Annotated in this window: 11 protein-coding genes; 8 read left to right on the top strand and 3 right to left on the bottom strand. The window is 70.5% G+C overall.

Going from position 1 to position 12,465, the window contains the following annotated elements; genetic code table 11:
* Positions 1-345, top strand: a 345-nt coding sequence (locus HZU84_RS14425) for an energy transducer TonB (RefSeq protein ID WP_257644614.1), incomplete at its 5' end; no start/stop codon positions are given.
* Between the two features lie 22 nt (positions 346-367).
* Here HZU84_RS14425 and HZU84_RS14420 read toward each other — a convergent pair.
* Entirely contained in the window at positions 368-982 is a 615-nt protein-coding gene (locus HZU84_RS14420) for a CAP domain-containing protein (RefSeq protein ID WP_149503760.1), read from the bottom strand.
* Positions 983-1,266: 284 nt separating this feature from the next.
* On the opposite strand from HZU84_RS14420, the gene HZU84_RS14415 reads away from it, so the two are divergent.
* Entirely contained in the window at positions 1,267-1,470 is a 204-nt protein-coding gene (locus HZU84_RS14415) for a hypothetical protein (protein ID WP_149503759.1), read from the top strand.
* Between the two features lie 34 nt (positions 1,471-1,504).
* Positions 1,505-2,659: an acyltransferase family protein gene (locus tag HZU84_RS14410; RefSeq protein WP_149503758.1), complete on the top strand. Its 1,155-nt coding sequence runs from the start codon at positions 1,505-1,507 to the stop codon at positions 2,657-2,659.
* Here the strand turns inward: HZU84_RS14410 and HZU84_RS14405 are convergent.
* Positions 2,635-4,014 (bottom strand): dicarboxylate/amino acid:cation symporter, encoded by a 1,380-nt coding sequence (locus HZU84_RS14405; RefSeq protein WP_149503757.1) that lies wholly within the window; start codon positions 4,012-4,014, stop codon positions 2,635-2,637. The genes HZU84_RS14410 and HZU84_RS14405 overlap by 25 nt on opposite strands.
* A 92-nt stretch (positions 4,015-4,106) precedes the next feature.
* Positions 4,107-4,841, bottom strand: coding sequence for a TetR/AcrR family transcriptional regulator (locus HZU84_RS14400; protein ID WP_149503756.1), 735 nt, complete (start codon positions 4,839-4,841; stop codon positions 4,107-4,109).
* A gap of 185 nt (positions 4,842-5,026) precedes the next feature.
* Between HZU84_RS14400 and HZU84_RS14395 the strand changes: the two genes are divergently transcribed.
* The 5 genes from HZU84_RS14395 to HZU84_RS14375 all read left to right on the top strand — a co-directional run bounded on the left by HZU84_RS14395 (position 5,027) and on the right by HZU84_RS14375 (position 12,459).
* Positions 5,027-6,721 (top strand): AMP-binding protein, encoded by a 1,695-nt coding sequence (locus tag HZU84_RS14395; protein WP_149503755.1) that lies wholly within the window; start codon positions 5,027-5,029, stop codon positions 6,719-6,721.
* An 84-nt stretch (positions 6,722-6,805) separates the two neighbouring features.
* The gene (locus tag HZU84_RS14390; RefSeq protein ID WP_149503754.1) at positions 6,806-7,978 is read left to right on the top strand and encodes an isovaleryl-CoA dehydrogenase; all 1,173 of its coding nucleotides are present in this window, start codon (positions 6,806-6,808) and stop codon (positions 7,976-7,978) included.
* 10 nt (positions 7,979-7,988) lie between these two features.
* Positions 7,989-9,596, top strand: coding sequence for a carboxyl transferase domain-containing protein (locus HZU84_RS14385; RefSeq protein WP_149503753.1), 1,608 nt, complete (start codon positions 7,989-7,991; stop codon positions 9,594-9,596).
* Positions 9,597-9,609: 13 nt separating this feature from the next.
* Positions 9,610-10,437 carry an enoyl-CoA hydratase/isomerase family protein gene (locus HZU84_RS14380; protein WP_149503752.1) on the top strand — a complete coding sequence of 276 codons (828 nt, stop codon included), beginning with the start codon at positions 9,610-9,612 and terminating at the stop codon, positions 10,435-10,437.
* Positions 10,438-10,440: 3 nt separating this feature from the next.
* Positions 10,441-12,459: an acetyl/propionyl/methylcrotonyl-CoA carboxylase subunit alpha gene (locus tag HZU84_RS14375; RefSeq protein WP_149503751.1), complete on the top strand. Its 2,019-nt coding sequence runs from the start codon at positions 10,441-10,443 to the stop codon at positions 12,457-12,459.
* The last annotated feature ends 6 nt before the right edge of the window (positions 12,460-12,465 follow it).

Below are 12,465 nucleotides of genomic sequence, written 5' to 3'. Positions count from 1 at the left end.
GTGCCACCCGCTCCGCCGGCACCGCCTGCGCCCGCCGCACCGGCGCCTGTCGCGGCTCCGGCAGCGCCGGCCGCGCCGGTGCGCGCCGAGGTCGGCCTGGCCTGCCCGGGCTATGCGCAGATCATCCAGGACACGATGGCCGGTGCCTTCGACCGCTACGGCATCACTGGCGTGGTGAAGGTGCGCATGCTGGTGCGCGGCGGTCAGGTGGTGGAGGCCAGCGTGCTGTCCGGGCCGCGTGAATACCACCGGCTGGCGGTCAGCGCGGCGAGGCGCATGAAATGCCAGGCCAGCGGGGCCGACGAGGTGCAGGTGAACTTCGAGATCAGCCTGCGCGAGGAGTGAGCCGGGAGCGCGGGCTCGGCCGTCAGCGGGCCTTGGCCAGGTTCATCACCCAGTAGTTCGACTGGTTGGCGGTGTTGACCACGCAGGCGACTGCGACATCCCGCACCGTCGCGTTCATCAGGTTGGCGCAGTGGCCGTCGCTGTTCATCCAGGCGTCGACCACCCGGGTGATGCCGGGCTGGCCGGCGGCGATGTTCTCGGCCACCGTCGACCAGGCGTAGCCCGCTGCACTGACCCGGTCGGCCACGCTGCTGCCGCTGGAGCCGGTGTGGCTGAAGAAGCCCTTGGCGACCATGTCCTTCGCATGCCCGGCCGCCGCGGCGAACAGCTGATTGTTCCAGCTCAGCGCGCCCGCAGCCGGGAAGCTGCCGCGGCTGCCGCAGCTCTGTGCGCTGGCGCGCCGGCGGTTGATCTCGGCCAGCATCGCGCTCTGGTAGCCGTCGATGCCGCAGCGTTCGCTCGCCGCGATCGCCGATGCGGTCTGGGCGGTGCTGCCGGTGCCGGCGCTGACGCTGGAGGTGGTGCTGGCGGCCGAGCCGCCATCGTCCGAGCCGCCGCCACAGCCGGCCAGCAGTGCGGCCAGCAGCGCGGTGGTGATGGCGGGCAGGGACAGGCGCTTGTTACAGGTGCGGATCATGGCGGGACGAAGTCAGGTGGCTGGCCGTGTTGTCGGCTCGATGGACTTCATTCTGGAGAGTCGCCCCTGTCCGGCAAGGGGCGGTGGGCGCCATGTTGCGGGGGTTGTGGCTTCTACACGCACCAACCTGCGCCATCTTCACGGATCTTGTCGGACATGCCCGTGTTCGGGGGGGCTGAGGCCGTAGCGAAGCGATCCGGCTCCGATCAGACTGGCGATGCCGAATCTGAAATAAGCTGCATCGCCTCGTTGGCAACTTGTTCGGATCGGCTACAGGAGTCAGCATGTCTTTCCTCGCCGCGCCGAAGCACCACGCCCACCCGGACACGCCGCCGGTGGTCATGGTTCGGCCGAACGTCTGGCGCATCACCTTCGCCGAGAGCGACCGCCCGTCCCGGCGGGCCCGCCATGGCCGGGCCCGCTGGAGCCTGAGCGCCGGCCTGCGCCGCCAGCCGACCTTCCGTCCGGGGCGTCGCCTGGTACGGTGAAGATCTTGAAAGGTTCGCCGGGTACGATCCGGCGATGTCAATTCACGTCTCCACGGATATTCCGTCTTTTTCTTCACGAGCTTCACAAGCTTCACGATCCCAGGCGCTGCCGCTGGTCGATCTGGGCAAGGCGCTGGCCTCGCAGCTGATCGTCTGGCATCACCTGGCGCTGTACGGACCGATGTGCGAGGTGGCCGAGTCGCTGGCGCCGGCGCTGCGGGACTGGCTGGTCGAGCAGGGCCGGCTGGCGGTGCAGGTCTTCCTGGTGATGGCGGGTTTCCTGGCGGCGCGCTCGATGCTGCCGCATCCGGCAGCCGAGCCGCGTGCCACCGGGGTGGCCGCCGCGATCGGCCGGCGCTTCCTGCGTCTGGCCGAGCCGGCCTGGGTGGCCCTGCTGGCTGCGATGTTCGCGGCCTGGGTCGCGCGCGGTCTGATCGATCACCCGACGATTCCCGAGGCGCCGACGCTGCTGCAGGTGCTGGCCCATCTGCTGATGGTCCAGGATGTGGCGGGTCTGGAGGCGCTCTCGGCCGGGGTCTGGTATGTCGCGATCGACCTGCAGCTCTTTGCGCTGGTGGCGCTGCTGTGCGGCCTGCGGCGCGGCATCGCCCGCCCGGCGCGGTCGGCGCTGACGGCGCTGCTGCTGCTGGCCGGCGTCACGCTGTCGCTGCTGCTGTTCAACCGCGAGCCTGATCTGGATGTCTGGGCGATCTACTTCGTCGGCGCCTACGGCCTGGGCATGCTGGCGCACTGGGCGGTGAGCGCCCGGCGACCGGTCTCGCGCATCGGCTGGCTGCTGGCCATCCTGACGCTGACCGGACTGGCGCTGTGGCTGGACTGGCGGGTGCGCATCCTGCTGGCTGGCACCAGCGCGCTGGTGCTGGCGCTGCTGGTGCCGCTGGATCTGCGCCTGCCGGCCTGGCTGGCGCGGCCGGTGGCCGCGCTCTCGCACCTCTCCTACACCGTGTTCCTGCTGCACTACCCGGTGCTGCTGCTGGTCGGCGCGCTGATCGGCCGCCTGTGGCCGGATGCGCCGCAAGTGCATGCGCTCGGGCTGGTGCTGGCCTGGGCGCTCAGCCTGCTGGCGGGCTGGGCGCTGCAGTCGGCGCTGGACGGCCGCGAGCGTGCCCGGCAGCGGCCGGCGGCGGGCGCCGTCGTGGAGGATCAGCGCGCGGCGGTGCCGGGCTGAGCCGGCGCATGCGTGTCGTCGCCGTGCGGCAGCGCGGCGTCGATCGCGTGGGTCAGGGTCTCTTCGGCCGGCATCGGCGACTGGCCGTTCAGCGCCGCATTCATCTGATGGCTGTCGAGCTGGCCGCACCACTTGGCCACGACCAGGGTGGCCACGCCGTTGCCGATCAGGTTGGTCAGCGCACGGGCTTCCGACATGAAGCGGTCGATGCCCAGGATCAGCGCCAGACCGGCCACCGGCACGCCGCCCACCGCCGACAGCGTCGCCGCCAGCACGATGAAGCCCGAGCCGGTCACGCCGGCCGCGCCCTTGGAGGTCAGCAGCAGCACGCCCAGCAGCGTGATCTGCTGCGTCAGCGTCATCGGCGTGTCGGTGGCCTGGGCGATGAAGACCGCGGCCATCGTCAGGTAGATCGAGGTGCCGTCCAGGTTGAAGGAGTAGCCGGTGGGCACCACCAGGCCGACGACCGACTTCTCGGCGCCGGCGTGTTCGAGCTTCTTCATGATGCGCGGCAGCACCGACTCCGACGAGGAGGTGCCCAGCACGATCAGCAGCTCTTCCTTGATGTAGCGGATGAAGGCGGTGATCGAGAAGCCGTGCGCCTTGGCGATGCCACCCAGCACCACCAGCACGAAGATCAGGCAGGTGGCGTAGAAGGTGGCCATCAGCTGCGCGAGCTGCATCAGCGATCCCACGCCGTACTTGCCGATGGTGAAGGCCATCGCGCCGAAGGCGCCGATCGGGGCGACCTTCATGATGATGCCGACGATCGCGAACAGGACGTGCGAAAACTTGTCGATGAAGGTGAAGACGATGTTGCGCCGGCCGCCGAACTTCTGCAGCCCGAAGCCGAACATCACCGAGAACAGCAGCACCTGCAGGATGTCGCCCTTGGCGAAGGCATCCACCACGCTCGACGGAATGATCGCGAGCAGGAAGTCGACCGTGCCCTTCATCTTGCCCGGCTCGACATAGGCGGCGATGCCCTTGGTGTCGAGCGAGCTGGGGTCGACATGCATGCCGGCGCCCGGCTGCACCAGGTTGACGATCACCAGGCCGATGATCAGCGCCACCGTCGAGACGATCTCGAAATAGAGCAGCGCCAGGCCGCCGGTGCGGCCGACCTTCTTCATGTCGTCCATGCCGGCGATGCCCAGCACGACGGTGCAGAAGATGATCGGCGCGATGATCATCTTGATCAGCTTGATGAAGCCGTCGCCCAGCGGCTTCATCTGCTCGCCCAGCGCGGGCGCAAAGTGGCCCAGCGCGATGCCGATCGCGATCGCGGCCAGCACCTGGACATAGAGAGATCGATAGAACGGCGTTTGGGCTGCCGCGGCCGGAGTGCTTGTCATCGGGGTCTTTCTTCGGGTTTACCTTGACAGGGTTTTCACCAGTCTAGAAGCCGAAGTCCGCCCGTCTGTCGTGGGTTCCACGTAGCGCTGGATCAAGCCGAGCGGCTGTGGCGCAGCGCCTGGTCGACCTCGTCGCGCAGCCGGCGCAGCGCCGCCAGCTCGGTGCCGGGCGCCCGCAGCGCCGACCACAGCATCTCGACCAGATCCTGCGCGATCGCGTCGAGGTCGACCGGGCGGTCCTGCGCGACCACCTCCCACAGGATGTGCTCCATCGGCCCGAGCACCAGCGAGCGCAGCAGCCGCAGCGGCATGTCGGCGCGGATCTCGCCGCGCGCCTGGCCGCGCGCGAGCAGCTCCATCAGCGGCGCGGTGTAGCGCTTCTGCAGCGGCAGGAAGCTCTCGCCGAGTTCCTGGCCCTTGGAGCGGCCCTCGGAGAGCACCAGCGCGCACAGCCCGGTGCCCTGGATCAGGAACAGGCGCAGATGCGTGCGCACCAGATGGTCGAGCTGCTCGCGCGCCGAGGCCTCGCGCGGCAGGCCGGCCTCCATCGCCGCGACGATCTCGTCGTACCAGTCCTCGATGACCCGCACGCACAGCTCGCGCTTGCCGCGGAAGTAGGTGAAGACGGTGGCTTCGCTGATGCCCAGGCGCTGCGCGATCTCGGTGGTGGTGGCGCGCTCGTAGCCCTTCTCGGCGAAGACCTCGCGGCCGACGCGCAGCAGGTCGCGGATGCGCTGCTCGGACTTGGCGCTGGCCGGGCTGCGGCGCTGCGGCGATCGGGCCGGGCCGCCGGCGTCGTCGGGGGGGAGGGCGGTGCGGGTGCTCATGGGCGGCATTGTCCGGCAGCGGAAGGGTCGACAGGCCCTGAAAGATGAGCCTTGCTCAATTCTTGACGCCTTGGCGCAGGCTGCAACCCGGGTTCACCCTCGGTGCAAAGCCATCGACATGGTGCAGAATGAAAATGAGTGAAGCTCAATACTTATCGGCAAGGCTCAGCAAGGAGTGGCGCCTCATGTCTGGTTTGTCTGATTCGTCCGGTTCTTTCGGCATCGTCCCGGTCGACGGCCTGTCCCATGTGCAGGGCGAGTGTTCCCGGCCGCTGTCCGCGCTGACCTTGCCGGCGCTGCTGGCGGCCACCGTCGCGCGCTGGCCGCAGCGCGACGCGGTGGTGCTGCGCGAGCAGGGCCTGCGCTGGAGCTGGGTGCAGTTCGTGCTCGAGATCGACCGGCTCGCCGACGGCCTGCGCCGGCTGGGCCTGGTGGCCGGCGACCGCGTCGGCATCTGGTCGCCCAACCGGGCCGAGTGGCTGGTCACGCAGTTCGCCACCGCGCGGCTGGGTCTCATCCTGGTCAACATCAACCCGGCCTACCGGCTGGCGGAGCTGGAATACGCGCTGCGGCTGGCCGGCTGCCGCGCGGTGATCGCCGCCGAGCGGCTGCGTGGCGCCGACTACCTGGCGATGCTGGCCGAGGTCGCGCCGCGGCTGCCGGCGCTGCAATGCGTGATCCGGCTCGGCGAGGGCGAGACGCCGGGCATGCGCCGCTACGCCGACGTGCTCGTGCCCGCGGACGAGGTCGACCGGGCCGCGCTCGACGCGATCTCGGCCGGCCTGGGCTGCCATGACCCGATCAACATCCAGTTCACCAGCGGCACCACCGGCCACCCCAAGGGCGCGACGCTGACGCACCACAACATCGTCAACAACGCGATCGCGGTGGCCGCGGCAATGCGCTTCAGCGAGGCCGACCGGCTGTGCATTCCGGTGCCGCTGTACCACTGCTTCGGCATGGTGCTGGCGGTGCTGGCCTGCGTGGCCAGCGGCGCGACGATGGTGTTCCCGGGCGAGGTCTTCGATGCCGGCGCCACGCTGGCGGCGGTGTCCGAGGAGCGCTGCACCGCGCTGCACGGCGTGCCGACGATGTTCATTGCCGAGCTGGACCATCCCGAGTTCGAGTCCTTCGATCTGTCGCGCCTGCGCACCGGCATCATGGCCGGCTCGCCGTGCCCGATCGAGACGATGAAGAAGGTGGTCGCGCGCATGAACCTGCGCGAGATCACCATCGCCTACGGCATGACCGAGACCAGCCCGGTCTCCTTCCAGAGCAGCACCGACGACCCGCTGGAGCGCCGCGTCACCACGGTCGGCCGGGTGCAGCCGCATGTCGAGGCCCGGGTGGTCGACGCCGACGGCCGCACCGTGCCGGTCGGCACGCCGGGCGAGCTGTGGACCCGCGGCTATCTGGTGATGCAGGGCTACTGGGGCGACGAGGCCCGCACGCGCGAGGCGGTGGTCGAGGGCGGCTGGATGCGCACCGGCGACCTGGCCACCATCGACGCCGAGGGCTACTGCAACATCGTCGGCCGGGTGAAGGACATGCTGATCCGCGGCGGCGAGAACATCTATCCGCGCGAGATCGAGGAATTCCTGTTCCGCCACCCGAAGGTGCAGTCGGTGCAGGTCTTCGGCGTGCCGAATCAGAAGTACGGCGAGGAGGTCTGCGCCTGGATCATGCTGCGCCCCGGCGAGACGGCGACCGCCGAGGAGATCCAGGCCTTCTGCCGCGACCAGATCGCCCACTACAAGATCCCGCGCCACATCCGCTTCGTCACCGAGATGCCGATGACGATCACCGGCAAGGTGCAGAAATTCATGATGCGCCGCGCGATGGCCGAGGAGCTGGCGCGCGACGAGGACCGGACCGCCTGAGCGGTCCGAGCCGCCTTTTCCCCCGTTTTTCCCCCCGCTTTCCGTCATCCCCGCGCAGGCGGGGATCCACGCCAGAGGCCCCCCATGTTCGAATCCACCTTCCAGTTCCCCCTCGGCGACGACATCGCCGCGCTGCGCGAGGCGGTGCGCGACTTCGCGCAGAACGAGATCGCGCCGCGTGCGGCCGACATCGACCGCGACAACCTCTTCCCGCATGCGCTGTGGAAAAAGCTCGGCGACCTCGGCGTCAACGGCCTGACGGTGCCCGAGGCGTACGGCGGCACCAACCTCGGCTATGTGGCGCACATGGTGGCGATGGAGGAGATCAGCCGCGCCAGCGCCTCGGTGGGCCTGAGCTACGGCGCGCATTCCAACCTCTGCATCAACCAGATCAAGCGCAACGGCACCGAGGCGCAGAAGCAGAAATACCTGCCCCGCCTCATCAGCGGCGAGCACATCGGCGCGCTGGCGATGAGCGAGCCCGGCGCCGGCTCGGATGTGGTCAGCATGAAGCTGCGTGCCGAGAAGCGGGGCGACCGCTATGTGCTCAACGGCTCGAAGATGTGGATCACCAACGGCGGCGACGCCGACACGCTGGTGGTCTACGCCAAGACCGAGCCGGAGATGGGCGCGCGTGGCATGACCGCCTTCATCATCGAGAAGGGCTTTGCGGGCTTCAGCCACGGCCACCATCTCGACAAGCTCGGCATGCGCGGCTCCAACACCTGGCCGCTGTTCTTCGACAACTGCGAGGTGCCGGAAGAAAACGTGCTCGGCGGCGAGGGCAACGGCGCCAAGGTGCTGATGTCGGGCCTGGACTACGAGCGCATCGTGCTGTCGGGCGGGCCGCTGGGGATCATGGCGGCGTGCCTGGATGTGGTCGTGCCGTTTGTCCACGAGCGCAAGCAGTTCGGCCAGTCGATCGGCGAGTTCCAGCTGATGCAGGGCAAGCTGGCCGACATGTACTCGACCTTCCAGGCCTGCCGCGCCTACGGCTACGCGGTGGCGCAGGCCTGCGATCGCGGCGACCACAGCCGCACCCTGCGCAAGGACGCCGCCGGCGTGATCCTCTACACCGCCGAGAAGGCGACCTGGATGGCCGGCGAGGCGATCCAGGCCCTCGGCGGCGTCGGCTATACCAATGAGTACCCGACCGGCCGCCTGTGGCGCGACGCCAAGCTCTACGAGATCGGCGCCGGCACCTCCGAGATCCGTCGCATGCTGATCGGCCGCGAGCTGTTCAGCGAGACCTGCTGAGGACGCCGCCATGCAGGTGCTGCAGAGCAAGATCAATCCGCGCTCGGAAGACTTCCGGGCCAACGCGGCGCAGATGCGTGCGCTGGTCGAGGACCTGCGCGCGAAGGCGGCGCAGGTGGCGCTCGGCGGCGGCGAGGCCGCACGGGCCAAGCATGTTGCCCGCGGCAAGCTGCTGCCGCGCGAGCGCATCGACCACCTGCTCGACCCGGGCACGCCCTTCCTGGAGATCGGCCAGATGGCCGCCTTCGGGATGTACGGCGACGAGGCGCCCTCGGCCGGCATGATCGCCGGCGTCGGCCGAGTCGAGGGCGTGGAGTGCCTGATCGTCGCCAACGACGCCACCGTCAAGGGCGGCACCTACTATCCCGTGACGGTCAAGAAGCACCTGCGCGCCCAGGAGATCGCGCTGCAGAACCATCTGCCGTGCATCTATCTGGTCGACTCCGGCGGCGCCTTCCTGCCGCTGCAGGACGAGGTCTTCCCGGACCGCGACCACTTCGGCCGCATCTTCTACAACCAGGCGACGATGTCGGCGATGGGCATCCCGCAGATCGCGGTGGTGATGGGCTCGTGCACCGCCGGCGGCGCCTATGTGCCGGCGATGAGCGACGAGACCATCATCGTGCGCGAGCAGGGCACCATCTTCCTGGGCGGCCCGCCGCTGGTGAAGGCCGCCACCGGCGAGGTGGTCTCGGCCGAGGACCTGGGCGGCGGTGACGTGCACACCCGCCTCTCGGGCGTGGCCGACCACCTGGCCGAGAACGACAGTCATGCGCTGTTCCTGTGCCGGCGCATCGTCGCGAACCTGAACCGCAGGAAGCCCGATCCGCTCCGGCTCGCTGCTGTGGAGGCGCCGCTCTACGATCCTGAGGAGATCCACGGCATCGTGCCGCTGGACACCCGCAAGCCCTGGGACGTGCGCGAGGTGATCGCGCGTGTCGTCGACGGCTCGCGCTTCGACGAGTTCAAGGCGCGCTATGGCGCGACGCTGGTGACCGGCTTCGCGCATCTGCACGGCATGCCGGTTGGCCTGATCGCCAACAACGGCATCCTGTTCGGCGAGTCGGCGCAGAAAGGCGCGCACTTCATCGAGCTGTGTGCGCAGCGCGGCATTCCGCTCGTCTTCCTGCAGAACATCACCGGCTTCATGGTCGGCCAGAAATACGAGAGCGGCGGCATCGCCAAGGACGGCGCCAAGATGGTGACCGCGGTGGCCACCGCGCAGGTGCCCAAGGTGACGATGCTGATCGGCGGCAGCTTCGGCGCCGGCAACTACGGCATGTGCGGCCGTGCCTACAGCCCGCGCTTCCTGTGGATGTGGCCGAACTCGCGCATCAGCGTGATGGGCGGCGAGCAGGCCGCCAGCGTGCTGGCCACCGTGCGGCGCGACGGCATCGAGGCCCGGGGCGGTGCCTGGTCGGCCGACGACGAGGCGGCGTTCAAGGCGCCGATCCGCGCGCAGTACGAGGCCCAGGGCCACCCGTACTACGCCACCGCGCGGCTCTGGGACGACGGGCTGGTCGATCCGGCGCAGACCCGCCGGGTGCTGGCGCTGTCGCTGTCGGCGGCGCTGAACGCGCCGGTGGCGCCGACGAAGTTCGGCGTGTTCCGCATGTGAGGGGGACGGACCGATGACGATCTCCACGACGACATCCCTGGCGACGCTGCGCATCGAGCGCCGCGGCCCGGCGGCCTGGATCTGGATGGCCCGGCCTGCGGTGCACAACGCCTTCGACGAGACGCTGATCGCCGAGCTGACCGACACGCTGCGCCAGCTCGACGCCGACCCGGCGGTGCGCGCCATCGTGCTGGCCGGCGAGGGCCGCAGCTTCTCGGCCGGCGCCGACCTGAACTGGATGCGCCGCCAGGGCGAGGCCTCGGTCGAGGACAACCTCGCCGACGCGCGCCGGCTCGCCGGGCTGTTCCGCACGCTGTCGACCTGCGTGACGCCGACGCTCGCCCGGGTGCAGGGCGCCGCGCTCGGCGGCGGCATGGGGCTGGCGGCCGCCTGCGACCTCTGCGTCGCCGCCGAGCGGGCGGTGTTCGCGACCTCCGAGGTGCGCTTCGGCATCATTCCGTCGGCGATCAGTCCCTATGTGATCCGCGCGATCGGCGAGCGCCAGGCCTACCGCTATTTCCAGACCGCCGAGCGCATCCCGGCCGCGCGGGCCCGCGAGCTGGGGCTGGTGCATGAGGTGACGACTGACGACGGGCTCGACCCCCAGATCGAGGCGCTGATCGAGGCGCTGCTGACCGGCGGCCCGCAGGCGCAGGCCGCGGCGACCGACCTGATCCGCGCCGTCGCCAACCGGCCGATCACCGATGCGCTGGTCGAGGACACCGCGCGGCGCATCGCCACGCTGCGCGCCACCGACGAGGCCCGCGAAGGGCTGGCCGCCTTCCTGGACAAGCGGCCGGCGGCCTGGACGCTGCCGTCATCCCCCGATTCCGGAGCCTGAGCCATGTTCACGAAGATCCTGATCGCCAACCGCGGCGAGATCGCCTGCCGGGTCATCCGCACCGCGCGGCGCCTGGGCATCGCCACGGTGGCGGTGCATTCCGAGGCTGACGCGAACGCGCGCCATGTGCGGCTGGCCGACGAGGCGGTCTGCATCGGTGCGGCCGCCGCGCGCGAGAGCTATCTGCGCGGCGACCGCATCCTGGAGGCGGCCCGCGCCACCGGCGCGCAGGCGATCCACCCCGGCTACGGCTTCCTGTCCGAGAACGAGGACTTCGCCGAGGCCTGCGCCGCCGCCGGCATGGTCTTCATCGGCCCGCCGGCCAGTGCGATCCGCGCGATGGGCAGCAAGTCGGCCGCCAAGGCGCTGATGGCCGAGGCCGGCGTGCCGCTGACGCCCGGCTACCACGGCGATCGCCAGGAGCCGGACTTCCTGGCCGAGCGCGCCGCCGAGATCGGCTATCCGGTGCTGATCAAGGCCAGCGCCGGCGGCGGCGGCAAGGGCATGCGCCGGGTCGACCGCCCGGAGGACTTCGCCGCCGCGCTGGCCTCCTGCCAGCGCGAGGCGCTGAACGCCTTCGGCGACTCGCATGTGCTGGTCGAGAAGTATGTGCTGCGTCCGCGCCACATCGAGATCCAGGTCTTCGGCGACACCCTGGGCGGCTGCGTGTTTCTCTTCGAGCGCGACTGCTCGGTGCAGCGCCGCCACCAGAAGGTGCTGGAGGAGGCGCCCGCGCCCGGCATGACGCCGGAGCGCCGCGCCGCGATGGGCCGCGCGGCGGTCGATGCCGCACGGGCGGTCGGCTATGTCGGCGCCGGCACGGTGGAATTCATCGTCCAGCCCGACGGCGCCTTCTACTTCATGGAGATGAACACCCGGCTGCAGGTCGAGCACCCGGTCACCGAGATGATCACCGGGCTCGATCTGGTCGAGTGGCAGCTGCGGGTGGCCGCCGGCGAGCCGCTGCCGCTGACGCAGGACGCGCTGGCGATCGACGGCCACGCGATCGAGGCCCGTGTCTATGCCGAGGATGCGGACAAGGGCTTCCTGCCGTCGACCGGGCGGCTGCTGCACCTGGCGCCGCCGTTGGAGGGCCCGCATGTGCGCGTCGACACCGGGGTGGAGCAGGGCGACGAGATCACCCCGCACTACGACCCGATGATCGCCAAGCTGATCGTGCACGACCGCGACCGCCCGCGGGCGCTGGCGCGCCTGCGCGCGGCCCTGGCGCAGTACCGCATCGCCGGCGTGACGAGCAATGTCGAGTTCCTGCAGCGCCTGGTGGCCACGCCCGCCTTTGCGCAGGCCGATCTCGACACCGCGCTGATCGAGCGCGAGCAGGCGCTGCTGTTCCCGGCGCCGCAGCCGGTGCCCGACGAGGTCTGGGCGCTGGCGGCGCTGGCCGAGCTGCAGCGCGAGGCCGCCGAGGCCGCGGCCGGCGACGCCGCCTCGCCGTGGAGCGTGGCCGACGGCTGGCGGCTCAACCTCGCGCCCGAGCGCCGCCTCGCGCTGCGCTGCGGCGAGCAGACGCTGACGGTCGGCGCGCAGCCCGATGCGGCGGGCGGCTGGTGGCTGTCGATCGGCGGCACGCGGCTGCAGGCCAGCGGTCGGCTCGGCCCCGACGGCACGCTGGCGGCGCGGCTGGGCGAGCGCCGGGTGCAGGCGGCGGTGGTGGTCAGCGCCGAGCGCCGCCAGGTCTTTCTCGACGGCCGCACCTGGCCGGTGGTGCGGGTGGCGCGGCTGCAGGCCGGCGGGCGCGGCGACGAGCACGGCGGCGGCCTGAAGGCGCCGATGCCGGGCAAGGTCATCGCGCTGCTGGCCACGCCGGGCACGGTGGTCGAGGCCGGCACGCCGCTGCTGGTGATGGAGGCGATGAAGATGGAGCACACGCTGACCGCGCCGGCACGCGGCCGGCTGCAGGCCTTCCGCTTCGCCGTCGGCGATCAGGTGAGCGACGGCGCCGAGCTGGTGAACTTCGCCGCGGAGGCGGCCGAGGCCGCAGGCACGGGCGCTGCGGCATGATGGGCG

The sequence above is a fragment of the Sphaerotilus sulfidivorans genome (assembly GCF_013426975.1).
GTDB lineage: Bacteria > Pseudomonadota > Gammaproteobacteria > Burkholderiales > Burkholderiaceae_C > Sphaerotilus > Sphaerotilus sulfidivorans.
This window is presented reverse-complemented; position numbering and strand designations above follow the sequence as displayed.

Excerpts from the sequence above, each read along its gene's own strand:
- HZU84_RS14390 (WP_149503754.1), top strand. The coding sequence starts at position 6,806 with ATGTTCGAATCCACCTTCCAGTTCCCCCTCGGCGACGACATCGCCGCG.
- HZU84_RS14385 (WP_149503753.1), top strand. The coding sequence starts at position 7,989 with ATGCAGGTGCTGCAGAGCAAGATCAATCCGCGCTCGGAAGACTTCCGG.
- HZU84_RS14415 (WP_149503759.1), top strand. The coding sequence starts at position 1,267 with ATGTCTTTCCTCGCCGCGCCGAAGCACCACGCCCACCCGGACACGCCG.
- HZU84_RS14410 (WP_149503758.1), top strand. The coding sequence starts at position 1,505 with ATGTCAATTCACGTCTCCACGGATATTCCGTCTTTTTCTTCACGAGCT.
- HZU84_RS14375 (WP_149503751.1), top strand. The coding sequence starts at position 10,441 with ATGTTCACGAAGATCCTGATCGCCAACCGCGGCGAGATCGCCTGCCGG.
- HZU84_RS14395 (WP_149503755.1), top strand. The coding sequence starts at position 5,027 with ATGTCTGGTTTGTCTGATTCGTCCGGTTCTTTCGGCATCGTCCCGGTC.
- HZU84_RS14380 (WP_149503752.1), top strand. The coding sequence starts at position 9,610 with ATGACGATCTCCACGACGACATCCCTGGCGACGCTGCGCATCGAGCGC.
- HZU84_RS14400 (WP_149503756.1), bottom strand. The coding sequence starts at position 4,841 with ATGAGCACCCGCACCGCCCTCCCCCCCGACGACGCCGGCGGCCCGGCC.
- HZU84_RS14420 (WP_149503760.1), bottom strand. The coding sequence starts at position 982 with ATGATCCGCACCTGTAACAAGCGCCTGTCCCTGCCCGCCATCACCACC.
- HZU84_RS14405 (WP_149503757.1), bottom strand. The coding sequence starts at position 4,014 with ATGACAAGCACTCCGGCCGCGGCAGCCCAAACGCCGTTCTATCGATCT.